Raw genomic sequence first — 24,487 nt, forward strand, 5'->3', positions numbered from 1 at the left:
CGTACTGACGGCGATGCTGGAAACGGTGAAACATGGCTGCATCAATGCCGGAGAGGCGGCTATGCAAGGGCTCCGTTAAGGTTTATAAGCCGCGTCTATTTCGAGAAAGGCTGCCCGGCAGGCGATCGCCGTGGTGAAAACAGGTGAGTGAGATGGCACAGAATTGGACCCCGAGCAGTTGGCGGAAAAAACCGATCCAGCAGGTGCCGGACTATCCGGACCAGGCCGCGCTGGCCGCGACGGAAGCTCAGCTCGCGACCTTTCCGCCGCTCGTTTTTGCCGGCGAGGCCCGTCGCCTGAAGAGCCAGCTCGCCAAGGTGGCGGAAGGCGATGCCTTCCTGCTGCAGGGGGGCGATTGCGCCGAAAGCTTCGTGGAGCATGGCGCCGACAATATCCGCGACTTCTTCCGTTCGTTCCTGCAAATGGCCGTCGTGCTGACCTATGGGGCTCAGCTTCCGGTGGTCAAGGTCGGACGTATCGCCGGCCAGTTCGCCAAGCCGCGCAGCAATTCCCACGAGACGCAGGATGGCAAGACGCTGCTCACCTATCGCGGCGACATCGTCAACGGCACGGAATTCACCGAGACGGCCCGCGCGCCGGATCCGGAGCGCCAGATGATGGCCTACCGTCAATCGGCGGCGACCCTCAACCTGCTGCGCGCCTTCGCGATGGGTGGCTATGCCAACCTGGAAAACGTGCACAAGTGGATGCTGGGCTTCGTGAAGGATAGCCCGCAGGGCGAGCGCTATCGCAAGCTTGCCGACCGCATCAGCGAGACCATGGATTTCATGAAGGCGATCGGTATCACCTCCGAAAACCAGCCCAGCCTGCGCGAGACCGACTTCTTCACCAGTCATGAAGCGCTGCTGCTCGGTTACGAAGAGGCCTTCACCCGCATCGACTCCACCTCGGGCGACTGGTACGCGACCTCCGGCCACATGCTGTGGATCGGCGACCGTACCCGCCAGCTCGACCACGCGCATGTGGAATATTTCCGCGGAATCAAGAATCCGATCGGTTTGAAATGCGGCCCGTCGCTGCAGGCCGACAATCTGATCGAGCTGATCGATGCCTTGAACCCGGCCAATGAGCCTGGCCGCCTGACGCTGATCTGCCGCTTCGGCCACGACAAGGTCGCCGACTCCCTGCCGAAGCTGATCCGCGCCGTCGAGCGCGAGGGCAAGAAGGTCGTCTGGTCCTGCGACCCGATGCACGGCAATACGATCACGCTCAACAGCTACAAGACGCGGCCCTTCGACCGTATTCTGTCGGAAGTGGAAAGCTTCTTCCAGATTCACCGCGCCGAAGGCACGCATCCCGGCGGCATCCATGTCGAGATGACCGGCAAGGACGTGACGGAGTGCACCGGCGGCGCCCGCGCGGTGACGGCCGGCGACCTGCAGGACCGCTACCACACCCATTGCGATCCGCGCCTCAATGCCGATCAGGCGCTGGAACTGGCCTTCCTGCTCGCCGAGCGGATGAAAAGCGGCCGCGACGAGAAGCGCATGGCCGTCAACGGCTGACATTTTTCATGTCGAGACAACGATAGGCCGGCAGCGATGCCGGCCTTTTCGTTATCTCATGGCTGCAGCTCACAATAAGGATAAGCGAAATCGATTTGACCTGCGCTGTCATGCCCGCGACATTGCATTCGGGCATATTCGAATGGAGGCTCCCGTGGAGCAGACGAACAGCGGCCGGTGTCTATGCGGTTCCATCCGGTTTGAGACGACGGGGCCCCTGCGGACGGCGACGGCCTGCCATTGCTCGCAATGCCGCAGGCAGACCGGGCTCTTCTATGTCGCAACCGCCGTGCGGCCTCAGAACCTTCGCATTCAAGGGGAGGAGACGCTCTCCTGGTACCGCGCGAGCGACATGGCCCGGCGCGGTTTCTGCTCCACATGCGGATCCGCGCTTTTCTGGCAGGCCGACGGGGTGGATCAGATTTCGATCATGGCCGGTGCATTCGATCAGCCGAGCGGGCTTGTCATGGGTGAACACATCTATTGCGCCGATAAGGGGGATTTTTACGACATTCCCGAGGATGGCGTACCCCATCATCCCGGCGGTAGGCCCACATCTGCTTGAAACGTCATAAAAATTTTCCCTGGAGCACGTTGCCGCCATCTTCGGCCGGCGCTAAATCCTGACCATGACCCAGGACATCAGCCAGACCCTCCGCATCGCCATAGCCCAGCTCAATCCGACCGTCGGCGATGTCGTCGGCAATCTGGCGCTCGCCCGTGAAGCACGTCGGGACGCCGCCCGCAACGGGGCCGACCTTGTTCTCTTCACCGAACTCTTTATTGCCGGTTATCCTCCGGAGGACCTCGTGGTGAAGCCGGCCTTTCTGAAAACCTGCCTGGATGCCGTCGAACAGCTTGCGGCCGATACGGCCGACGGCGGGCCGGGCGTCGTCATCGGCTTTCCACGCCAGGGCAGGGAGGGCCGGCACAATTCGATCGCCGTGCTCGATGGCGGCAGGGTGATAGCCATCCGCGACAAGGTGGACTTGCCGAACTACGGCGAGTTCGATGAAAAGCGCGTCTTCATTGCCGGCGAAATGCCGGGGCCGGTGAATTTCCGCGGCGTCAGGCTCGGCGTTCCGATCTGCGAGGATATCTGGGGTGAACTCGGCGTCTGCGAGACTTTGTCGGAAAGCGGCGCGGAGATCCTGCTCGTGCCGAACGGCTCGCCCTATTATCGCGGCAAGATGGATATCCGCCATCAGGTGGTGCTGAAACAGGTCATCGAGACCGGCCTGCCGATGATCTATGCTGCGCAAGTCGGCGGCCAGGACGAACTGGTCTTCGACGGCGCGAGTTTTGCCTTCAATGCGGACAAGACACTTGCCTTCCAGATGGACCAATTCCAACCGGCGGTGACGGTGACGGAATGGAACAGGGTCCACGATACCTGGCGCTGCACCGATGGGCCGATGGCGCGCATCCCGGAAAAGGAGGAAGCGGATTACCGCGCCTGCCTGCTCGGCTTCCGCGATTATGTCAACAAGAACGGCTTCAAATCCGTGATCCTCGGCCTGTCCGGCGGCATCGACTCGGCATTGTGCGCGGCCATCGCCGTCGATGCACTGGGTGCGGAGCGGGTGCGCAGCGTGATGCTGCCTTACCGCTACACCTCCGAGGAGTCGCTGAAGGATGCCCCCGATTGCGCGCGTGCGCTCGGCTGCCGCTACGATATTGTGCCGATCGCCGAGCCCGTCGAGGGTTTTTCGTCGGCGCTCTCGGAGCTTTTCGATGGCACGGACGAGGGCGTTACCGAAGAAAACCTGCAGAGCCGGGCGCGCGGCACCATTCTCATGGCGATCTCCAACAAGTTCGGCTCGATGGTGGTGACGACCGGCAACAAGTCGGAAATGTCCGTAGGTTACGCGACTCTCTACGGCGACATGAACGGCGGCTTCAATCCGATCAAGGATCTCTACAAGATGCAGGTTTATGCACTTGCTGCCTGGCGCAACCAGCACCTGCCGCCGGATGCGCTTGGACCGTCGGGCGCAGTGATCCCGAAGAATATCCTCTCCAAGGCGCCGTCGGCGGAACTCAGGCCTGATCAGACGGATCAGGATTCGCTGCCGCCTTATCCCGTCCTCGACGACATTCTCGAATGCCTGGTGGAGATGGAAATGGGCACGGAGGAGATCGTCTCGCGCGGCCACGACATCACGACCGTCCACCGCATCGAGCATCTGCTTTATCTGGCCGAATACAAGCGGCGGCAATCGGCGCCGGGCGTCAAGATCACCAGGAAGAATTTCGGCCGCGATCGGCGTTATCCGATCACCAACCGCTTCCGCGACCGATAGGTGACCGATCATTTGACCGGGCGAGACGGCAAGAGCGGGCGGCTCCACTTGAAACGCTGATCATGGCTTGGCATAACGCCTCCGTCAGGTGCCTGCCTTGCGCAGGAGAATCGGGAATCCGGTGGGAAACCGGAACGTGCCCAACGCTGTGAGGCGGACGCTTGGCCGCAATTCGAAAGCCACTGGAATTTCCGGGAAGGCGGCGGCAGGGGCGGATGAAGCCAAGTCAGAAGACCGGCCTGGCAAGATAGATCGAACCGCGCGGACGGCGGCGAGGTTTCTTGATGCTCCTGCGCGTTCGCGCAGGCGGCGTCAGCATTGTTGGGGATAGACGATGCAACCCGATCCTTTTGCGCATGCCTTGATATCTGCAGGCGAATTTCCGGAATGCGACCGCGCTGCGGTCTATCGCGTGATCGAAACCCGCCGCGACGTGCGCGACCAGTTTCTGCCGGACCCGCTTCCGGACGACCTCGTGATGCGGCTGCTCGGCGCCGCACATTCGGCGCCCTCGGTGGGGTTCATGCAGCCATGGAATTTCATCCTCGTGCGGGATCCCGAGATACGCCAGGCGGCATGGAGTGCCTTTTCGCGAGCCAATGACGAGGCGGCGGAAATGTTTCCGGAGGAGCGCCGCGACATATACCGCAGCCTGAAGCTCGAAGGCATCCGCAAGGCGCCGCTCTCGATCTGCGTGACCTGCGATCCGGATCGCGCCGGGCCGGTCGTTATCGGCCGTACCCATGATCCGCGCATGGATGTCTATTCGACCGTCTGCGCCGTGCAGAACCTGTGGCTTGCCGCCCGCGCCGAAGGGGTCGGCGTCGGCTGGGTGAGCATCTTTCATGAGGAGGATCTGCGCGCCCTGCTCGGCATTCCCGAGCGGATCAGGATCGTCGCCTGGCTGTGCGTCGGCTATGTCGATCAGCTTTATCGGGAGCCGGAATTGGCGGTGAAGGGCTGGCGCGAGCGGCTACCGCTCGAAGACCTGGTTTTCACCGATCGATGGGGCGAGTGCTGACAACTACTGCTGCGGCTGCGGCCCGCTGGATTTCGGATGGGCGAGGTCTATACTTTCCTCAGGCAGGAATGTCGGTCCGACCATACGTACCTTCTTGTTCGGATCGTAGGGACGTTCCGGCCCCGGCAGGTTCGGCTGGGCGGCAGCCGCCTGCGGCTGTTTGACACGCAGATCGATGATGCCGGAGTAGGGCTCCTCCTTCGGCAACTCGATACCCTGCAGCTTCATTCTCTCCTTGCGGTCCTCTTCCATATCGGAAGGAATGCAGTTGTTGGAGCGGATTGCAGCCAGGATCGCACCGCGCTCGCCGGAGGAGCGAACCAGTTGCCGGGCATTGTCTCTTTCCGCAACAAGCGCGTCGCGGCTTTGCTCCATGGCATCGAGCGTCTGCCGCATCTGATCGCAGACTTCGCCCTTCGGGCCGCCGAGGACAACGACACTGCCCGTGCCGCAGCCCGCCCGGCGCATCTCGATCCTGAGCCCGCGGATTTCGCTGTTCTGGTCGCTGAGTTCCCGCGCATAGCGCCGTATCTCGGCCGTGTTGCCGATGATCTGCGGTGCGTTGTTGAGCTGCCGATAAAGGGCTGCACAGGTCGCGATATCCCGCGCGGAGGCCACGGCGGGAACAAGCAGCAGCGGGGCGATCATCAGGCCGCAAAGGCGCATGAGGTGTTGTCCGGCTCTCTCCAATCACATGATCGCATCATGGAGCAAGCCGGTTGATAATATCATAAAATCGGCTGCCCAACGATTATTATTTAATTATCATATGGTTATATATAAAATTTAAAGTTGAATCTCCAGATTGGGTTGCGATGCTTCCACCACCGCGAGCGCAGCCATGTTCACGACGCCGCGCGAGGTGACCGAGGGCGACAGGATATGCACCGGCATGGCGGCGCCGAGCAGGACCGGGCCGACATGCAGCGCGTCGGTCATGTTCCGCACGACGCCGAGCGAGATGTTCGCCGCATCGAGGTTCGGGAAGATCAGCAGGTTGGCGTCACCAGTCAGTGAACTGTTCGGCATAGCACGCTTGCGCACCGTTTCGGAAAGCGCCGAACCGGCCTGCATTTCGCCGTCCACTTCCAGGCCAGGAGCCTGTTCGCGCACCAGCTTCAGGGCACTGCGCATCTTCTGGGCGCTTTCGGAATCCCGTGAGCCGAAGTTCGAATGGCAGATCAGCGCTGCCTTCGGGAGGATGCCGAAGCGGCGGACTTCCTCGGCCGCCAGGATGGTGATCTCGGCGATCTCCTGCGCCGACGGATTGTAGTTGACGAACGTATCGGCGAGGAAGAGCGCGCCGCGCTGAGAGATCACGAGGCTGAGCCCCGAGAAGGCGCAGACGCCCGGACGCCGGCCGATGATCTGGTCGACGTCCTTCAGGTGCCGGTCATAACCGCCCTCGACGCCACAGATCAGCGCATCGGCTTCGCCGCGTTTCACCGACAATAAGCCGATCACCGTATTGTTGGTGCGCACGATGGTGCGGGCGCTTTCCGGGTTGATGCCCTTGCGGCCGACCAGGGCGAAATAATCGTCAACATAATCGCGGTAGCGCGGATCGTCTTCCGGATTGACCACGGCGAAATCGACATTCGGGCGGATGCGGATGCCGAAGCGCTTGAGACGGGCCTCGATGACCGAGGGACGGCCGATGAGGATCGGCGTCGCCGTCTTTTCCTCCAAGAGCACCTGGGCTGCCCGCAGCACGCGCTCGTCCTCGCCTTCGGCAAAGATGACCCGCTTCCTTTCGGCCGTCTTGGCGGCGTTGAAGATCGGCTTCATCACGAAGCCGGAGCGCCAGACGAAACGGTTCAGCTGGTCGAGATAGGCATCGAAATCTTGGATCGGCCTCGACGCGACGCCGCTTTCAGCGGCAGCTCTGGCGACGGCCGGCGCGATGCGCAGGATGAGCCGTGGATCGAAGGGCGAGGGGATCAGGTAATCCGGACCGAAGACCGGCGTATCGCCGGAATAGGCGCGTGCGGCAACGTCGGAGACTTCTTCGCGCGCGAGGGCTGCGATCGCCTTGACCGCCGCCATCTTCATGTCCTCGTTGATCGTCCGGGCGCCGCAATCTAGCGCCCCACGGAAGATATACGGGAAGCACAGCACATTGTTGACCTGGTTCGGGAAATCCGAGCGGCCGGTGCAGATCATCGCGTCCGGGCGGGCTGCGCGCGCAAGCTCAGGCATGATTTCCGGAGTCGGATTGGCAAGCGCCATGATCAGCGGCTTCGGTGCCATGCGGGCGAGCAGTTCCGGTTTGAGCACACCCGCGGCGGAAAGCCCGAGGAAGACATCGGCATCGTCGATGCTGTCGGCAAGTACGCGCTTGTCACTCTTCTGCGCATAGATCGCCTTCCATTCGTCCATCAGCTCGGTGCGGCCTTCATAGACGAGGCCCTCGATATCGTGGACCCAGATATTCTCCTTCCTTGCTCCGAGCGAGACGAGGAGATGCAGACAGGCGAGAGCCGCGGCACCGGCGCCCGACGTGACGATTTTCACGTCGGCGATATTCTTGCCGGCAAGCTCCAGTCCGTTGAGGATCGCGGCGGCGACGATGATCGCGGTGCCGTGCTGGTCGTCATGGAAGACCGGAATGTTCATTTTTTCGCGAAGCCGACGCTCCACCTCGAAACATTCCGGCGCCTTGATGTCTTCGAGGTTGATACCGCCGAAGGTCGGCTCCAGCGCCGAGACGGTCGAGACCATGGCATCGATGCTCGCCGCGTCGATTTCGATGTCGAAGACGTCGATGCCCGCGAATTTCTTGAAGAGAACGGCTTTCCCTTCCATCACCGGCTTCGAGGCGAGCGGTCCGATATTGCCGAGACCGAGTACGGCAGTACCATTGGAGATGACGGCGACAAGATTGGCGCGGGCGGTGTAATCCGCCGCCATATCGGGATTGTCGCGGATCGCAAGGCAGGGTGCCGCCACCCCGGGCGAATAGGCGAGCGCCAGGTCGCGCTGGTTGCCGAGCGGCTTGGTCGCCTGGATTTCCAATTTGCCGGGGCGGGGATAGCGGTGGAAGAACAGCGCCTGTTCATCGAGATCGCCGCTGGCTGGCATGGCGGACGATTTCGGTTTTTCTTGCGCGTTCATGGTTCCTCCTGGCTTGTCTTGTTCTGTCTCGGCTGGATCGAAAGGAGAGAGTCCTCCTTACATCAATCGACCCGACGGAACAGCAGCTAATTTGCGGTCGTGGCGGAAATCGGAAGGAGAGCTGGAATGACGCTCGGCTACCCGCAGGAGCGGCTTTTCCATGTTTTGTCATCATCCTGAAACACGAGTCTGGTTTTGGAAATCACGAGAGGCGGCAGCGAAAGGACGACTTCGTGACCGGTCAAGTGGATACAAGGCATTTCAGAACGCTTTTCATCTCGGACGTGCATCTGGGTTCCAAGGCCGCCCGAACCGATTTTCTCCTCGATTTCCTGCGCTATCATGAAGCTGATACGCTTTTTCTGGTCGGCGATATCGTCGACGGCTGGCGCCTGAAGCGCAACTGGTACTGGCCGCAAGGCTGCAATGACGTCGTGCAGAAGCTCCTGCGCAAGGCGCGAAAGGGCGCCCGCATCGTCTATATTCCCGGCAACCACGATGAGTTCCTGCGTTCGTTTCCGGGAATGCATTTCGGCGGCATCGAAGTGGCCGAGCGCGCGATCTACGAAATGGCGGACGGCAAGAAATACCTGATCCTGCATGGCGACGAATTCGACGTGGTCGTACGCAATGCCCGTCTGCTCGCCTATCTCGGCGATTGGGCCTATGACGCGGCGATCGCCATCAACGTCGTGCTTGCCGCCGTCCGCCGCCGCCTCGGCATGCCCTATTGGTCCTTCTCCGCCTGGGCGAAGCTGCAGGTCAAGCATGCGGTCAACTTCATCGGCGAGTTCCAGCGTGTCGTGGCCGAGGAAGCCCGCCGCAACAATGTCGACGGCGTCATCTGCGGCCATATCCATCACGCGGTGATGGAGGATATCGAGGGCATCCATTACGTCAACACCGGCGACTGGGTGGAAAGCTGCACGGCGATTGCCGAGAACCACGATGGCACGCTCGAAATGATCTCGTGGCAGAAGATCGGCAACACGGCCGAGATCAAGGCTCTGCCGAAGCCGCAGTCGGTCGAGGATATGCAGGCCGCTTGAGAAGCGGCCGTGGATGGCGGATCGTATCAGATGGCTATTTCTGGCCATAGGCAGGGTCGGGGCGCTTGTGTTAGGTAAGCTGGAAATTTCAGCAACCTGCCCGTGAAGTCGTGATTCCTCCCCATACGGCGCCTCCAGCGCCCCGGTTATTCCAACTGCGCTGTGCCCTTGCCTACGGAGCGCCGCTCGGGGTCAATGGCATTATCTTGCCCTATCTGCCCGTCTGGCTCGACGCACTGGCTTTCACGGAATTCGAAATCGGCATCATATTGGCGATGCAGCTTCTCCTGCGCGTGCTTGCAGCGCCGGTATCGGGGGTTTTCGCAGACCGCCTGAGCGAGCGGACTTTGATTCTTGCATGGTCCGGCGCGCTGTCGTTTTTGACGGCCCTGGCCATGTTCTTTGTTCGTGACTTCTGGTCGGTCCTTCTGGTCATCGGGATTCAGGCGGCTGTGTTTGCGCCTTACCCGCCGATCGTCGAATCGATCGCAGTGACCGGAGTGCGCCGCTGGGGGTTCCAATACGGATCGATGCGCGTCTGGGGTTCCATTGGTTTCGTGGCCGCGACCCTTCTCGTCGGCGAGTTGCGCGGCGTCTGGGGCGTTCAGGCCATCCCTTCGGCCATGGTGATCGGTTTCCTGCTGACGGTCGCCGTCGCCTTCGCAGCACCCAGGCTCGGGCGGGCGGCGACGCGGCCCGGAACAGACAAGGCGCTGCAGCCGAGTTCACTTGGACGGTTCGATCTGCATGTATTGATGATCGGCGCGTCGGTGGCTCAGGCCAGCCATGGAATGTTCTATACGTTCGGCACCATCCATTGGCAGGAGATCGGGCTATCGAGCGGTTCGATCGGTGTGCTGTGGAGTGCGGCGGTTCTTTCCGAGATATTGGTCTTGTTTGCGGCCGGGCGGATTGCGAGACGCCTTTCACCCTGGTCGCTGATGCGAATCGGCTGCGCGGTTGCCGTTGTCCGCTGGACGCTGTTCCCGTTGCCGCTGGGCTTTTGGGGTTATATGGCGCTGCAGGTCGCGCACGCCTTCACCTTCGCTTTCGTGCATATCGGGCTGCAGCACAGGCTGGTGGAAACCGTGCGCGAAGATCAGGAGACCTCGATGCAGGGCGCCTATGTCTTCTATAACGGCGTCTTTCTGGCACTTTCGACGTTACTCTCCGGTATGCTCTACCGGCAGTTCGGATTGACGAGCTATGTTGCGATGTCGGTCCTGGCGCTTATCGGTCTTGCGATCATCGCGCTCGCGGCGAAGCTTCAGCCCCAGAGGCTGGCTTCCGGCGGATACACGAGCGAGCCCTCGTAGCGCAATCCGCCCGGCCGGTCGCGGGCCAAGAGCAGCGGACCGTCGAGATCGGCATAATCGGCATCCTGGGCGAGCAGGACGGCCGGTGCCATGGCAAGCGAGGATCCGACCATGCAGCCGATCATCACCGCAAATCCGAGACGCTGCGCTTCCTCCTTCATGGCAAGTGCTTCAGTCAGACCACCGGTCTTGTCGAGCTTGATGTTGACCGCGTCATAACGGTCGCGAAGGCTTTCCAAATCCTTGGTCGCATGCACGCTTTCGTCGGCGCAGACCGAGACCAGATGACGGATGCCGGTGAGTGCGGCGTCCCTGCCGGCCGGGAGCGGCTGCTCGATCAGGGACACGTTGGTTTCGGCGGCAATCGCCATATGGTGGGTAAGATTGTCCTCCGTCCATCCCTCGTTGGCATCGACGATAATGCGGGAATCCGGCGCTGCCTCGCGGACGGCGCGGAGGCGGACCTCGTCATTGTCGGTTCCCAGCTTGATCTTGAGGAGGGGGCGATTCGCATTCTTCCGCGCTTCGGCCGCCATGGCCTCCGGTTCGCCGAGCGAAAGCGTGAAGGCCGTGACGAAGGGCTTGGAATTCGAAGCGCCGATCATATCGGCGACACGCCGGCCGGTCCGCTTGGCTTCGAGGTCCCAGAGGGCGCAATCCACCGCATTGCGGGCAGCCCCCGGCTTCATCCGCGCCTGCAACTCTTCACGCGTCAAACCGTCGCGAATCGCCTCGGCGATGGACCGGATATCGGCAATCACCCCTTCCACGGTTTCGCCATAACGCTTGTAGGGCACGCATTCTCCACGGCCGGAACGGCCATTTTCATGAATCATGCAGGTGATGACGTCCGCTTCCGTCTTGGAACCGCGCGAGATTGTGAACTTGCCGGCGATCGGGAATGATTCGATTGTGGCTTCGAGGTGACGGCTCATGGTTTTACGCTTCCCGTTGTGGCAAATACTTACGAGGCGGCTATATTGCCCGTCGCAAAAAATGCGATCAACTGTATCGTATGAAACCTTTTTAGCCGCTGTTACGAAAGAAGCCTGTGACGTTTAGGTCTGCCGAAATCAAGGCCGAAGATCTGCCCGGCGGCGACGGTGAACGTTACCTGCTGTCCGGCGACTGGCGCGGCCAGACGATCCTGTCGATGCTGAAGGAGTTCCAACATCTGGAGCAGGTCCGGAGCCGGGGCAGGGTGGAAATCGACCTTTCCGGCATAGCCGGCATCGACACGGCCGGAGCCTGGCTGATCCGCCGGCTGATGACGGCGAAGGGTGAGCAGGGCAGCGAAGCCGTATTGATCGGCGGTGAAGGACCAATTCGCGAGCTGATCGGGGTATTGCCGGAAAAGGCGCCGGCTCCGCCGTCGGACCAGGGCGACAAGGGCACGCTCTTCGAGCGCCTTTTTGCGCCGACCGGCAAGGCCATGGCGGAACTCGGCAGCGATTTCTACGCGGCGATGCATATTCTCGGCTCCGCGGTTCGCGGCGCGCAGATGAAGCTCGGCCGCGGCGCCGGCGTCTCGCCCGCTTCCGTAGTCACCCATATCGACCGCATGGGCGTGCGCGCCGTGCCGATCATCGTGCTGATGTCGTTTTTGATCGGTGCAATCATCGCGCAGCAGGGCGCTTTCCAGCTCCGCTATTTCGGAGCCGAAATCTTCGTCGTAGACCTCGTCGGCATCCTGCAGCTGCGCGAGATCGGTGTGCTCCTGACAGCAATCATGATCGCCGGCCGATCCGGAAGCGCGATCACCGCCGAGATCGGCTCGATGAAGATGCGCGAGGAGATCGACGCGCTGACGGTGATCGGCCTCAACCCCGTGGGCGTCTTGATCTTCCCGCGCCTCGTGGCGCTGACGGTCGCGCTGCCGCTCCTGACCATTGTTGCCAACTTCGCCGCGCTTACGGGAGCGGCGGTCGTTGCCTGGGCTTATTCCGGCATCACCTTCGATACCTATCTGTCACGCCTGCACGAGGCGATCGACCACACGTCCGTCGCATCCGGCATGATCAAGGCCCCTTTCATGGCGCTGTCGATCGGCATCGTTGCGGCTGTCGAGGGCATGAAGGTCGGCGGCAGCGCGGAATCCCTCGGCCAGCACGTCACGACATCCGTCGTAAAGGCAATCTTCGTCGTCATCCTTATGGATGCAGTTTTCGCCATCTTCTATTCCGCGATCGATTTCTGATGGAGAAGGGTTTGGAAGCGGTGATGCAAGAGGGAGAGGTCAATGCGGATGGCCGGCAGGTCGTGCTTTCGGTGCGAGACGTGACAGTCGGCTTCGGCAGCCAGCTTGTGCTCGATCACCTGAACCTCGACGTTTATCGCGGTGAGATCCTGGGATTTGTCGGCGCTTCCGGGACGGGCAAGTCGGTGCTGATGCGCACGGTGCTCGGCCTTCTGCCGCATCGGTCCGGCACGATCGAAATCCTCGGTGTCGATTACGACAATGCTTCGGAAGAGGAGCGCATGCTGGTCGACATGCGGCTCGGCGTGCTTTTCCAGCACGGTGCTCTGTTCTCGGCACTGACGGTCAAGGAAAACATCCAGCTTCCGATGCGCGAATATCTCGACCTGCCGCAATCGCTGATGGACGAGCTTGCTTATCTGAAGGTCGAGATGGTCGGCCTGTCGCCGGACGCGGCAGACAAATATCCCTCCGAACTGTCAGGCGGCATGATCAAGCGTGCCGCGCTTGCGAGGGCGCTCGCGCTCGATCCGGACCTCGTCTTCCTCGATGAGCCGACATCCGGCCTCGATCCGATCGGTGCGGCCGATTTCGACGCGCTCATCGCCAAGCTGCGCGATACGCTGGGCTTGACCGTCTATATGGTAACACATGACCTGGACAGCCTTTTTTCGGTTTGCGACCGTATTGCCGTCCTTGGCCAGAAACGGGTATTGGTGGAAGGAACACTTGAGGATATGTTTGCCTGTGACGATCCATGGGTTCAGTCCTATTTCCGTGGCAAACGGGCGCGGTCGGTCGTGGCTCACGAAAAGCAGCCGACAGCAGAAGTAGAGAAGACGTAATCCATGGAAACCAGAGCCAACTACGCCCTTGTCGGCTTCTTTACACTTCTGGTGATCGCAGCCGCTTTCGGGTTTGTCTACTGGATGGCCCAATCCGGCCGCGGCGGACCCACGGCCGAGCTGGCGATTCGCATCCCGGGTTCGGCCAACGGCCTTTCCGTCGGTTCGCCGGTCCGTTTCAACGGCATTCCCGTCGGTTCCGTGCGAGGCCTCACGATCGACCCGGACGATCCGCGCTATTCGATCGCGTTCACGGAAGTCAGGGCCGACGCGCCGGTCTACCAGTCAACCCAGGCGAGGCTGGAAGTGCAGGGGCTGACGGGGGCCGCCTATATCGAGCTGTCCGGCGGCGCAAAGGGCGAGGAGAATATCCTCCAGAAATCGCTGGAGACCGGCCGGCCGGCGGTGCTGATTGCCGAACAATCGAGCGTGACGAACCTGCTCGCGACCGCCGACAAGATCCTCCAGCGCGCCGATGAAGCGATCGGCGATATTCAGGGGTTTGCCGCGGATGCACGCGGGCCGCTGACCCAGACCATCCGCAACGTCGAGACCTTCACGTCGTCGCTCGCCCAGAACTCCGACAGCATCGACAAGTTCCTCAACAGCCTTTCGACGCTTTCGGTGACGATCGACAGCGTCTCCGGAACGCTGAATTCGACGCTCGAAGCCGCCGAGAAACTGGTCAGCGCGATCGACGCGGAAAAGATCAACGCCGTCGTTTCCAACACCGAACGCGCCACCCGCAACATCGCCAATGCTTCCGACAATTTCGGAGACCTCGTGACGAATGTGAAGAATGCCGCCGCGAGCTTCGAACAGGCCGGAGTGCAGGCCCAGAACGTTCTCAAGCGGGTCGATACGGTGATGAATTCCGTCGATCCCGATCAGGTCAAGACGACCATTGCCAACATCACCGCAGCCTCCGAGGATGCTCGGCAGACCGTTAGCTCGGCCCGTAATGTGGTGGACGGCTTCACCGAGCGCCGCGAGGATATCAACCGCGCCATTGGCGACTTCACGGAACTGGCGAGAAAGCTGAACGAGGCCTCCAGCCGCGTAGACGGTATCCTGGCCAAGGTCGATGGGCTCGTTTCCAGCGACGATTCACAAGGCCTTTTCGTAGAAGCGCGCAAGACGCTCGAATCCTTCCGCACCGTCGCCGACAACATCAATGCGCGCGTTGGCCCGATAGCAGACAATCTGTCACGTTTCTCGTCGAGCGGTCTGAGGGATATCCAGACGCTCGTGAACGACGCCCGACGTACCGTGCAGTCACTCGACCAGACGATCAGCAATTTCGACGAGAATCCGCAGCGCCTGATCTTCGGCGGCGAGACGGTAAAGCAATATGACGGCAGGACACGGCGGTAAGCGGGACGTTCATGTCGCAGAATGGGGGTTTGATGACCGGTTCGGAGTTCTTGGGACAACGCGCGGCCCGCCGTCCGTTTCCGCTGGCGGCGCTGCCGCTCGTGGCGGTGCTGGTAACCGGCTGCGGCAGCAAGGCGAACAACGATACGTTCGACCTGTCGATCACGCCTTCCGGGCAGGGTCCGGCCGTCCGTAACCGCCAGATCCTGGTGCCCGAGCCGACGGCGCTGAAATTGCTGAACAGCGAGCAGGTTGTCGTGCGTGTTTCGCCGTCGGAGATCCAGTATCTCGCCGATTCCCGCTGGGGCGACCGCCTGCCGGCTCTCGTTCAATCGAAGCTCGTCGAGGCCTTTGAGAATTCCGGCCGCCTCGGCGGCGTCGGCAAGCCGGGGCAGGGGCTTGCGATCGACTATCAGGTCGTCACCGATATTCGCGCCTTTGAAGTGACAGCGACGAGCCCTCGCGTAGCGAATGTGGAAATCTCCGCAAAGCTTCTCAACGACCGCAACGGCACGGTCCGCGCCCAGAGCGTCTTTACGGCAACTGCGCCCGTTTCCGGCCAGGAGAACCGCGATTTCATCGAGGCGCTCGACAGAGCTTTTGCTAAGGTCGGCGCCGAGATCGTCGACTGGTCGCTGAAGTCGATGTGACCGCTGGGGTCATAGAGCCGGAAACCGGACATCGTTGAAAGCAGAAAGACCGCCCTTGAGGCGGCCTCAGGCTGCTGACAAACCTCTCGGCATGCACGACGTCATCCTCGGGCTTGTCCCGAGGATCTGCCTGTCTATCCAAACCATTGATTTCATTTTGATAACTTCAAGAGCGTGACCGTGGGTAGATGCTCGGGACAGGCCCGAGCATGACGGAAGAGAAGTTGCCGCCTTTGTCAATAAGCTGAGGCCGCCCAAGGGCGGCCCTTTATCTTCCCGAGTCCCGCCCTCAGCTGAACCGGCCGGCGGCATGGGCGAGCATCGTGTAGACCTTGCCCGTATCCGAGGTCAGGTAGCTCTGCGTCACCGTCTTGTCGCGGTCGGTGCGGGCGACGTCGGCAAGCAGCTTTTCGAAATCGGCGATGTAGCGATCGACGGCCTTGCGGAATTCCGGCTCGCGCTCGTACTTGCGCTTGATCTCGTCGAAGGTCTGCTGGCCTTTCAACGTATAGAGGCGACGGGTGAAGACGTCGCGCTCGCCGCGTTGGTAGCGCCGCCACAGATCGACCGATGCGTCATGGTCGATCGCGCGGGCGATATCGACCGAGAGCGAATTCAGCGATTCGACCATATGGCGCGGATTGCGATTGTCACCATTGCTGCGTGGCGCGGGAGCCGGTTCGGCCGGACGGGCCGGTTGCGGCTGGCGTGCCGCCGGCGCTTCTCCGAGCTCGTCGCGCGAGGCGCCGCGCAGGAGATTGCTGATCCAGCCTTCATCACCGCGCACCCCCTGCTGTTCAGGCGCCCGCGGAGCTGGCGCCGATACCGGCCGGTCGAGCGGAAGCGTACCGCGCAGCGAGCCCGAGGCATAGGGATCATTGCGGGATGCGGCGGGAGCGGTCTGCGGACGAGCCGGCGCTGGCTGAGGCTGCGGCGCCGGCGCGGGGCGGGGCGTCGAGGCTTCGGAAACTTCGAAGTTCTGCGTGGAGCGGCCAACCAGCGCGGAAATATCCTGAAGAGCCTTGATCTGCTCGGCGACCGCACGGCGCATGGCTGCAGCACTTTCCTTGGCTTCTTCCGGAAGATCGAAGGCACCGCGCTTCAGCTCCGAGCGGGTGACGTCGAGTTCGCGGCGGATATCCTGCGCCGAACGCCGGATCTCGTCGGTCGCGCCGGAGAACCGGTTGATCGCTTCCTCGACCGACTCGCGCAGTGTTTCGCGAAGCTGCTCGGCCGCACTGCCGGACCGGTTGGTGGCATCCGACAACAGCCGTTCGATATCGCCGAGCGACTGAGAGATGCTGCCACGCATCCGCTCCGAAAGATCGCGGGTGCGCTTTTCGGCTTCCGAGAGCGTTGCCTCGATGGCACGATTGGCGTCCCCGCCGGCATTGGTCAGCGCTTCGCGCATCGCATCCGCAGTGACTTCGGCCCGGTGCTGGGTTTCCCCGAGCGTGCGGCCGATATCGGCAAACGAGGTGTGCAGGCTTTCGCGCAGCCGTGAACCTACCTGCAGCGAACGTTCTTCGGCACGTTCAAAAGCGCCGTCGACGAGGCTTGTCAGGCTGCGCATCGTTGCTTCGATTTCCTCGGAGCGCTTGACGAGGCCGCCCGCCAGGCTGTTGAGGGCGCTCTGGCGTTCGTCCAGCGTGCTGGTGAGGTTGGATTGGGCGGCATCAAGGAGATCGGACGCCTGCGCAAGCACTCTGGAATGCTCGTCGAAGCGGCTGACGATGCCACCCACCTGATCGAACGTCTGGCTGAAGACTTCCGTCATCCGTTCGATATTGGTTTCCAGCATGCGGGTCGAACCGGAAACGATATCGGCGGCTTGTGTCGCCGATTGCGTGAAACGATTGGCCGTCACGCCAAACTTGCGGTCGGCCTCTGCCAGATGTTCCACAACCAGTTCCGTGGTGCTGCCGAGTTCCTGCGTCGCCTGTTGAACCAGTGCGCTGATGCTGGAATTGCTTTCCGCAAGCTTGTCGATGAGGCCGTTTACCGCGACCGACAGGCCCTGTTCGACACGGCGCATGGTGCCGGCCGCATCCTCGGTCCGCTGGCTGATTGCCGAAAGCGTCTCGTTCGTCCGGGCGGTGATGGCATCGATCAGCGCCGAATTTTCGTTGCGGATGCGCGCGCTCGTCTCCTCGGCCGTGGCCGAGAGCCGTTCTGCACCCTGCTGCGCCGCAGCGGTAATCTGCGTGACGGCGGATCGGCCGGTCTCGGCATATTCCTCGACCATCGGCTTTGCCTTCTCGTCGAGAATGCGAGACAGTTCGGCCGAACGGCTTGCGAGCATGGAATTGAGGTCGCGGGCGCGGGTGTCGAGGGCCGAACGGATCGCTTCGCCGCGCGCAGCAAGGGCGCGGTCGACGGCGTCCATGGCAGTGTCGAGCTGGCTCGCGGTTTCGGCGAGCGCGCCGCGGATATCGTCGCCGCGGGTGCCGAGCACCTTCTGTGCATCGTCGAGCGCTTCCGAGATCGCTGCCACCTGGCGTTTCACAAGATTGTCGGCCTCCGCCACCTTGCTGACGATCGCGCTGCCAGCCTCGGAGAAGGCATGCGCCACGGTCGCCGCCTGGCCGGCAAGCCGGTTCTGCGTTTCCGAAATCCGACCGACGATCTCTGTGGAACGCTCTTCGATCGCCTTGGTGAACTCGTCATTTCGGTTGGCGAGTTCCTGCGTGAATTCGGAGCCGGCGCGGGCGAGCGCTTCCGCCGAGCGGGTGGCTTCGCCGTCCATGCTCTGGGCCGCTGCGCTGACTGCTTCGCGCAGGGTCGAGGCGAGGCCGACGGCCTTGCTTTCGATGGTTTTCGTGACGTTGTCGAGGCCGATCGTCAGCGCCCGATCGACCGTTCCGAGCCGTTCCTCGATACGGGCCGTGCGGTTGTCCATGGTCTCGGTGATCCGGTCCGTCGCTTCGCCCGCTGCACGCTCCAGCTCGGCCGTGCGGCTGCCAAGCGTGGTGGAAAGCTTGGTGCCCGCGTCTTCGACGAGCTGTGTCGCGTTGAGGATCTCGCCGCGGATACGGCCTTCGAGACCACCGAACGTGGACTCGATCCGGCTTCCGGTTTCCTCGAGCGCCTGCTGAACATCGCCGACGGTCTCGCGGACACGGTTGGAAAAGGCATCCGCCGACTGTCCGATGCCGCTGGCCGCGTCGGAGAGCTGGGTGGTGAGTGCGCCGACATTGTTGCGCAGCCGTTCTTCGAGCGACTGGCCAGCCGCATCGATGGCGTCCTTGAGCGTGCTCTGCTGGTTCTCGAGCGACATTTCCAGCATGCCTGCACTTGCGGCGATGGAGGTGCTGATGGACGTCGCCTGATCGTTCATCAGGCTGCCGATCTGCTCATGCGCCTCGCCGAGCGCGCCCGCGATCATGGAGGTGCGTTCTTCGAGCGTCTCACGCAGCTGCTCGTAGCCGGAGCCGAGGGTCGCCTCCATCTGCTGGTGGCCGAGACCGATCGTCGCGGCAATGCGGTCCTGTGTCGAGCCGAGGAGCGTCTCCATGCGTTCCAGGCCGTCGGCCATGCCCGTCTCGAATCGCTGCGTGCCGTCTGCGAGCGTGCTCTCGATGCGACCTGCTGCCCCGCCGACCGTCTGTTCCAGACGAGCTCCGCCGCTTTCGAGAATACGCGAGAGCTCGGCGGTCCGGTTCTCCAGGGAAAGGTCGAGATTGAGCTGGTTGTCGGCATAGGCGTTGCGAATGGCATCCACCCGGGCAGCGAAGGACTGCTCGATGCGGCCGTCCGCATCGGTGAGCGTGCTCGCAAGCGCGGTGGCCTTTTCGTCCAGCATGCCCGAGAGACGATCTTCGCTGAGTGCCAAGGAAGTGGCGATTTCCATCGACTTGTCGTCGAGAATCTCGGCGAGCTTTTCGCGGTTTGTATTCAGCGTTTCATGGATTTCGGACGTGCGCCGGCTGAGATTGTCGCCGATCTGCTGTTCGGTCTCGGAAAGCGCGCGGAGGATGGATTCCGACTTTTCATTCAACGCGCCGGTGAGGCGGTCCTCGCCGAGCGCGAAGGAGGTGGCGATTTCCATCGACTTGTCGTCGAGAATCTCGGCGAGCTTTTCGCGGTTGGTGTTCAACGTCTCATGGATTTCCGACGTCCGCCGGCCGAGATTGTCGCCGATCTTCTGTTCGGTCTCGGAAAGCGCGCGGGCAATGGATTCCGACTTTTCATTCAACATGCCGGTGAGGCGATCCTCGCCGAGCGCGAAGGACGTTGCGATTTCCATCGACTTGTCTTCGAGGATCTCCGCGAGCTTTTCGCGGTTGCTATTCAAGGTCTCATGGATTTCCGACGTACGGCGACCGAGATTGTCGCCGATCCTCTGTTCGGTCTCGGAAAGCGCGTGGACAATGGATTCCGATTTTTCATCCAGCATGCCGGTGAGGCGATCCTCGCCGAGCGCGAAGGACGTTGCGATTTCCATCGATTTGTCTTCGAGGATCTCGGAAATGCGTTCTCGATTGGTATCAAGCGATGCCTGCATGGCAGTGGCATGGCGGCCGAGATCGCCGCTGATGCGCTCTTCGCTTTCCGAGAGTGTCCGGGCGATATGTGCCGACTTCTCGTCGAACATGCCTGCCAGACGCTCCGGCGCATTGGAGATCAGCGTGTCGAGCGCGGCGGTCTTCTGGCTGAGAACCTCGGTCAGATGATCGTGGCTGCTGGAAAGGGCGGTGATGATCGCGCCGGAGCGGACTGCCAGCCCCTGCTCGAACCTCGTCTGGTTTTCCGAGAGCGCATCGAGAAGATAGTTGCTGCGCTCGGCAAACGTACCGTCGATCGTCTGCTGAACACTCGCAAGCCCTTGCTGAAGCTCGCCGATACGTAATCCAAGCGCATCCTGGATGCCGGCGACGTGGGAGGTCAGTGTGCCGTCGATCGTCTCGTGGACATTCGAAAACGCGTCCTGGATCTCGCCTGTCCGCGATGCAAGCACGGTGTGGATTTCGGCCGTGCGGGAGGCGAGCGTATCCTGGATCTCGCTGCTGCGGGCCGTCAGCGCGCCGGAGAGTTCGCGCGCGCGGCTTTCAAGCACGGAATCGAGCACTTCCTGGCCGGTGTCGAGTGTGGTCGCAAGCGCGAGCGACTGGTCGGTCAGCGAGGAGCTGATGCGCTCGATGCTGGAGCTTAGAATGTTCTCGATCGACTCCGAGCCGCTTGCAACGGTCTCGTTTATGCGGGCAAGGCTGTCCATCAGCTTGCTGTCGAGCGTGCCGGCACGCTGATCGAATGCCGACGTGAACTGCGAGATGCTCTCGTCGAACGTCGTGCTGAGCTGGCCGACGGTTGCCTGCAGGCGTTCCTCGAAGAAGCCGGAACGCATGTCGAGGTCCATGACGACGTCGTCAACCGTGCTCTGCAAGCTCTGGCGGAAGAAAGAGCCTCTTTCATCGAGCGAGCTGTTGAGGGTGGCGAGGATACCGTCGAGGGAGCCGGTGAGCGTCCTTTCGCTGTCTGTGAGGCCTTCCGTGATTTCGCGTGTGCGGGCGAGCAGGGTTTCGTTGAGCTGTCGGGTGCGGTCGGCAAGGGCCGCGTTCAGCTTTTCAGTATTGGCGTCGAGCGTTGAGGCGCGGGTTTCGAATTCGTTCAGCAGCGCCTGGCCGCGTTGCGAAAGCACCGAGGTGATCTCTTCCATCCGCTCGTCGAATTCGTGGGCGAGCGCGAAGCCGGAGGAGTTCAGGGTCTGTAGCAGGCTTTCCGCCTTGTTGGTGAGCAACGTGCCCAGCGCCTCGCCGGCTGCGTCGGATTTCTCCATCAGCGCGGCGGCACGGGTATCGATCATCGAAGCGAATGCTTCGCCGGATGTTGCCAGGCGGACTGAAATCTCTTCGGTCGCCAGCGACAGCTCTTCCTTGAGCTGGTCATGAGCGCCGACGATCGAGGAGCGGATGCGTTCCGCGTGATTGACGATTGCATCGCGCTCGGCGCCGAGTTCGTGCACGAGCCCTCTGACGCGCAACTCATTGTCGGTGAAGCTGCGCTCCAGCGCATTGACTTCCGAATGCACAAGGGTTTCGAGCTCGGTGGCGCGTGCGATGGTGCGCTCGATGCCTTCATTCATCGCCGAGACTTCGCGGCGCACGGCCTGTCCGACGCTCATGATCCGCTCGGAGGCGATCGTCTCCGGCTCGGACAAGCGAAGCGCCACTTCGGCCATGGAGCGGGCAGCGTTCCTGAGATCTTGCGCGCGCGCCATCATGATGGCGAAGGCGAAGAACAGCATGATTGGCACAAGGATGCCGACCACGAGCGCGACGAGGCCCGGCGCAGCAAGCACGCCGGCGACGGAAGTGATTTCCCACAGTTGGTTGCCATAAATGAGCTGGCCAAGCCCGATGCCGGCGATCGCCCAGAGAATCGAGATGATCACCGCATTGCGGATGGCCGAACGCATCGCGCCGCCTTCCAGTGTCCTGAGAAGGGCCGTCGTACTGCGCCTGCCGGCGTCATTGGCAGGCTGGAGGGCAGGAGACTTGGCAACGGTCTCGGAAGCCGACGATCTGTAGGATTCGGCGGTGTCCTCCTGATTCTGCGAAGGAGCCGGACGCTGCTTGGATGTATCTGACACGCGGGCCTCCGAGGCATGGAGCGCTGGTTTGGGGCGCGGCGGCTCATCGTCGAAATTGATCTTCAGAGCATCTTCCAACGCCTGGAACGCCGTCTCGTCGATCGATTCGCTGCTGGTTTTCTTCGCCATGCGGTTACGCCTCGTTACATACTCGCCCGGCCATCCCATCCGACGCTCTGCCGCCCGCAGACCGAAAGACGGAACACTGCCTGCCGGAAACCCAACTCCCTCATGGAGCCTGTTTCCTATTCACTTTCAGGTCGGACGGCCGTTCTTTCAAACGGATGATAACGAAAGCTTACCAACCTGACATCTGCGGCAAAAGGAGAATATTCCTCGCCACCTTAGTCGTACTGTAGTGGCACATCCGGCCATCTGGCACAATTAAAACGCCTGCCTGAGGCCGGTGGCTCGGATTGTTGTTAACAGAATTTAAACCATGGAAAGATGCAAAAGTCCTAAAATCCCGGGAGCTTAGCAGAAATTAACCATATGGGAAGATTTCAGCCCCGATTGTGCCGGAATTTAACGGGATAGCGGCATGTGCCCCGCACAATTCGGGACACTTTTAGAATAACAATAGGGAAAACTGGTCCATGGCAATGGCAGCCGTCAGTATCGCGTTCGAAGCGCCGGAAAATCATCGGGGCGCGTGCCCCTCGCACTCCCGTCCGATTGATCTCGTTCATCTCGCGCACCAGACTATGGGCGACAAGGCGCTCGAAATCGAAGTGCTGCAGATGTTCGCGCGCCAAGCGCGGCGTGCGCTGCAGGACATGACCGGCGCCGACGCTGCGACGACCGCGGCTGTCGCCCATCGCCTGAAGGGAGCCGCCAGCGCGGTCGGTGCTTTCCAGGTTTCAGCAGCAGCCGAGAAACTCGAAAACAAGAGTGCGGACGCCACTCTGAAGGCCGCTGTCGACGCAGCCGTCATCGAAGTGGAAAACTTCATCAATAAGCTCTGCCGCTAGAGGCATTAATTTTTGGCTCAGGGCGCCCATGGGACAGCCTGCGGCGCCCGAAAATGTTGACTGGACCGGGGTTTTATTGGAAGACAGCGCGCTTAAATAAGCCGTAACCCTTCAACATCCCGGATTTCCAACATCATGACGAAACTGACCATCGTTGCCTTCGACGGAACGCGCTTCGATATCGACGCCGAACCCGGCTCCACAGTCATGGAGAATGCGGTTCGCAATTCCGTTCCCGGCATCGAGGCGGAATGCGGCGGCGCCTGCGCCTGTGCGACCTGTCATGTCTATGTGGATGAGGCCTGGACCGAAAAGGTGGGGCCGCCCGCACCGATGGAGGAGGACATGCTCGACTTCGCCTTCGAGGTGAGGCCGAATTCCCGGCTTTCCTGTCAGATCAAGGTGAAGCCCGAGCTCGACGGGCTGATCGTCAACGTGCCTGAGCGGCAGGCCTGACCTTCTCTTTTTCACGAAAGAAGCGCAAAAAGAAGCCTCGCTGCGCAAAACTGCAAGCGAGGCGAGGCGGGCGCATCACCAACAGGCGAGGGAGGAGACACCTGTGGCTGAAGACGCGCCAGGAGAACCTAAAAAGCGCGGAAAACGATACTCACGGATGCCGAGGGGGGCTGTGCAACATATCGCCGCCCGATCGGAACGCACACTGATCTCGTTGCTATCTACCTCGTTTGCTTCGCCTTTCGACGACTCGCCGGCAGATCAACCATGTCTCATCTATATATGAGATTCGTATTTTAGGCTATCGCGATAAATCATCCGTCATTGGCCGGATGAGGCGCAAGCTTCACGAAAGCTTCGCTGCGTTCGAGTTGGCGATTTCAAGGAACGCGGCTTACTTGCCTCTGCGCTTCAGGTTGTACTGCAGGAGCCGCATCAGGCGCGCATCGAAATTCGCCGCCTCGACCTGATCGAAGCGCAACTGTTCCCTGTCATGGGATTCTAGAAGCCGGCTTGTGATCTCCGCCACCTGTTTCTCCAGAACCTCACAACTCCTGTTCGGACGAAGGGCGAGCAGTTCCCGTTCCAACTGGTAGGCATGGTTGCGGGCGATCTCCGCATGGCGCTCCTCGTGCCGCTTGATATCCGTCGACAGCGTGTCCCAGATGAAACCGAGGTCGGCTGTGGCGCGTCTGCGATTGCTCCAGCGTGGCAGGACGATGCGGGTGCGCAACGTCACCCGCGCGCCGCTGATCTCGCAGCGCCCGCCCTTTTCCATATAGGTGACGTCGCCGCCGAATTTGATCTCCGTCGCCCCCGGGTGGCGGTGTCCGGTCGTGCGCGTGACGGGGCCTCGCTTCTCGAGTTCCTTGTCGAGATCTTCCGCCGTGCGTCCGCCGATCCGGAAATAGGAATAGGTCTTGGTGATGGCTGGCTGGGCCGAAGCCACCGCCGGGATCACGCAGAGGAAAAGAATTGCACCGGAAAGCCGGCGGACCCTGCGCATTAAAAACATTCTCTGGCCTGCGACGTTGAACTTCAACCAAGCTTGGGGCATAGCCAAGGGGAGCGCAACA

17 protein-coding genes and 1 riboswitch are annotated in these 24,487 nt (G+C 61.6%); of the genes, 12 read left to right on the forward strand and 5 right to left on the reverse strand.

Going from position 1 to position 24,487, the window contains the following annotated elements; translation table 11 throughout:
* Positions 1-152: 152 nt before the first annotated feature.
* The 4 genes from ABK249_RS24360 (at position 153) to bluB (ending at position 4,850) form a co-directional block, all read left to right on the forward strand.
* Complete coding sequence (locus ABK249_RS24360; RefSeq protein WP_037155298.1) at positions 153-1,526, forward strand: class II 3-deoxy-7-phosphoheptulonate synthase; 1,374 nt, start codon at positions 153-155, stop codon at positions 1,524-1,526.
* 154 nt (positions 1,527-1,680) lie between these two features.
* The gene (locus tag ABK249_RS24365; RefSeq protein WP_227702814.1) at positions 1,681-2,091 is read left to right on the forward strand and encodes a GFA family protein; all 411 of its coding nucleotides are present in this window, start codon (positions 1,681-1,683) and stop codon (positions 2,089-2,091) included.
* 64 nt (positions 2,092-2,155) lie between these two features.
* Complete coding sequence (locus ABK249_RS24370; RefSeq protein ID WP_348864274.1) at positions 2,156-3,829, forward strand: NAD+ synthase; 1,674 nt, start codon at positions 2,156-2,158, stop codon at positions 3,827-3,829.
* Positions 3,830-3,898: 69 nt separating this feature from the next.
* A riboswitch (cobalamin riboswitch) is annotated at positions 3,899-4,086 on the forward strand.
* Positions 4,087-4,163: 77 nt separating this feature from the next.
* Entirely contained in the window at positions 4,164-4,850 is a 687-nt protein-coding gene (bluB, locus tag ABK249_RS24375; RefSeq protein ID WP_227702816.1) for a 5,6-dimethylbenzimidazole synthase, read from the forward strand.
* 3 nt (positions 4,851-4,853) lie between these two features.
* On the opposite strand, the gene ABK249_RS24380 is transcribed toward bluB, so the two are convergent.
* Entirely contained in the window at positions 4,854-5,516 is a 663-nt protein-coding gene (locus ABK249_RS24380; protein WP_037155312.1) for a hypothetical protein, read from the reverse strand.
* 120 nt (positions 5,517-5,636) lie between these two features.
* The gene (locus ABK249_RS24385; RefSeq protein WP_037155315.1) at positions 5,637-7,964 is read right to left on the reverse strand and encodes an NADP-dependent malic enzyme; all 2,328 of its coding nucleotides are present in this window, start codon (positions 7,962-7,964) and stop codon (positions 5,637-5,639) included.
* Between the two features lie 233 nt (positions 7,965-8,197).
* Here ABK249_RS24385 and ABK249_RS24390 point away from each other — a divergent pair, with 233 nt between their 5' ends.
* On the forward strand, positions 8,198-9,013 hold the full coding sequence (locus ABK249_RS24390; RefSeq protein WP_037155318.1) for a UDP-2,3-diacylglucosamine diphosphatase: 816 nt from the start codon (positions 8,198-8,200) through the stop codon (positions 9,011-9,013).
* Between the two features lie 206 nt (positions 9,014-9,219).
* A complete protein-coding gene (locus ABK249_RS24395; protein ID WP_415926477.1) occupies positions 9,220-10,329 on the forward strand; it encodes an MFS transporter in 1,110 nt (369 codons plus the stop codon).
* Here the strand turns inward: ABK249_RS24395 and dgcA are convergent.
* Positions 10,281-11,264, reverse strand: a complete 984-nt coding sequence (dgcA, locus tag ABK249_RS24400; protein WP_037155321.1) for an N-acetyl-D-Glu racemase DgcA — start codon at positions 11,262-11,264, stop codon at positions 10,281-10,283. The genes ABK249_RS24395 and dgcA overlap by 49 nt on opposite strands.
* Before the next feature lie 116 nt (positions 11,265-11,380).
* Between dgcA and ABK249_RS24405 the strand changes: the two genes are divergently transcribed.
* From ABK249_RS24405 to ABK249_RS24420, 4 genes are read left to right on the forward strand one after another with little or no spacing between them, the layout of a single operon-like run.
* Positions 11,381-12,526, forward strand: a complete 1,146-nt coding sequence (locus ABK249_RS24405; RefSeq protein WP_411828534.1) for an ABC transporter permease — start codon at positions 11,381-11,383, stop codon at positions 12,524-12,526.
* Positions 12,526-13,371: an ABC transporter ATP-binding protein gene (locus ABK249_RS24410; RefSeq protein ID WP_227702821.1), complete on the forward strand. Its 846-nt coding sequence runs from the start codon at positions 12,526-12,528 to the stop codon at positions 13,369-13,371. Before ABK249_RS24405 ends, ABK249_RS24410 begins: the two co-directional genes overlap by 1 nt.
* Positions 13,372-13,374: 3 nt before the next feature.
* Positions 13,375-14,745: an MlaD family protein gene (locus tag ABK249_RS24415; RefSeq protein ID WP_348864277.1), complete on the forward strand. Its 1,371-nt coding sequence runs from the start codon at positions 13,375-13,377 to the stop codon at positions 14,743-14,745.
* Between the two features lie 32 nt (positions 14,746-14,777).
* A complete protein-coding gene (locus ABK249_RS24420; RefSeq protein WP_348864278.1) occupies positions 14,778-15,395 on the forward strand; it encodes an ABC-type transport auxiliary lipoprotein family protein in 618 nt (205 codons plus the stop codon).
* Positions 15,396-15,684: 289 nt separating this feature from the next.
* Here ABK249_RS24420 and ABK249_RS24425 read toward each other — a convergent pair whose 3' ends face one another.
* Positions 15,685-22,113, reverse strand: a complete 6,429-nt coding sequence (locus ABK249_RS24425; RefSeq protein ID WP_348864279.1) for an apolipoprotein A-IV repeat region-like domain-containing protein — start codon at positions 22,111-22,113, stop codon at positions 15,685-15,687.
* A gap of 473 nt (positions 22,114-22,586) precedes the next feature.
* Between ABK249_RS24425 and ABK249_RS24430 the strand changes: the two genes are divergently transcribed.
* Positions 22,587-22,955, forward strand: coding sequence for an Hpt domain-containing protein (locus ABK249_RS24430; protein ID WP_348864308.1), 369 nt, complete (start codon positions 22,587-22,589; stop codon positions 22,953-22,955).
* A 135-nt stretch (positions 22,956-23,090) separates the two neighbouring features.
* Positions 23,091-23,411: a 2Fe-2S iron-sulfur cluster-binding protein gene (locus tag ABK249_RS24435; protein WP_227702824.1), complete on the forward strand. Its 321-nt coding sequence runs from the start codon at positions 23,091-23,093 to the stop codon at positions 23,409-23,411.
* A gap of 394 nt (positions 23,412-23,805) precedes the next feature.
* On the opposite strand, the gene ABK249_RS24440 is transcribed toward ABK249_RS24435, so the two are convergent.
* Positions 23,806-24,417 (reverse strand): DUF922 domain-containing Zn-dependent protease, encoded by a 612-nt coding sequence (locus ABK249_RS24440; RefSeq protein ID WP_037146712.1) that lies wholly within the window; start codon positions 24,415-24,417, stop codon positions 23,806-23,808.
* Between the last annotated feature and the right edge of the window lie 70 nt (positions 24,418-24,487).

It is taken from the genome of Neorhizobium phenanthreniclasticum, from assembly GCF_040066075.1.
Lineage (GTDB): Bacteria > Pseudomonadota > Alphaproteobacteria > Rhizobiales > Rhizobiaceae > Neorhizobium > Neorhizobium petrolearium.

Bases quoted from the DNA above. Each gene is read 5' to 3' on its own strand.
- ABK249_RS24415 (WP_348864277.1), top strand. From the start codon at position 13,375: ATGGAAACCAGAGCCAACTACGCCCTTGTCGGCTTCTTTACACTTCTG.
- ABK249_RS24435 (WP_227702824.1), top strand. From the start codon at position 23,091: ATGACGAAACTGACCATCGTTGCCTTCGACGGAACGCGCTTCGATATC.
- bluB (WP_227702816.1), top strand. From the start codon at position 4,164: ATGCAACCCGATCCTTTTGCGCATGCCTTGATATCTGCAGGCGAATTT.
- ABK249_RS24360 (WP_037155298.1), top strand. From the start codon at position 153: ATGGCACAGAATTGGACCCCGAGCAGTTGGCGGAAAAAACCGATCCAG.
- dgcA (WP_037155321.1), bottom strand. From the start codon at position 11,264: ATGAGCCGTCACCTCGAAGCCACAATCGAATCATTCCCGATCGCCGGC.
- ABK249_RS24410 (WP_227702821.1), top strand. From the start codon at position 12,526: ATGGAGAAGGGTTTGGAAGCGGTGATGCAAGAGGGAGAGGTCAATGCG.
- ABK249_RS24425 (WP_348864279.1), bottom strand. From the start codon at position 22,113: ATGGCGAAGAAAACCAGCAGCGAATCGATCGACGAGACGGCGTTCCAG.
- ABK249_RS24430 (WP_348864308.1), top strand. From the start codon at position 22,587: ATGGCAGCCGTCAGTATCGCGTTCGAAGCGCCGGAAAATCATCGGGGC.
- ABK249_RS24440 (WP_037146712.1), bottom strand. From the start codon at position 24,417: ATGCGCAGGGTCCGCCGGCTTTCCGGTGCAATTCTTTTCCTCTGCGTG.
- ABK249_RS24385 (WP_037155315.1), bottom strand. From the start codon at position 7,964: ATGAACGCGCAAGAAAAACCGAAATCGTCCGCCATGCCAGCCAGCGGC.
- ABK249_RS24370 (WP_348864274.1), top strand. From the start codon at position 2,156: ATGACCCAGGACATCAGCCAGACCCTCCGCATCGCCATAGCCCAGCTC.
- ABK249_RS24420 (WP_348864278.1), top strand. From the start codon at position 14,778: ATGACCGGTTCGGAGTTCTTGGGACAACGCGCGGCCCGCCGTCCGTTT.
- ABK249_RS24380 (WP_037155312.1), bottom strand. From the start codon at position 5,516: ATGCGCCTTTGCGGCCTGATGATCGCCCCGCTGCTGCTTGTTCCCGCC.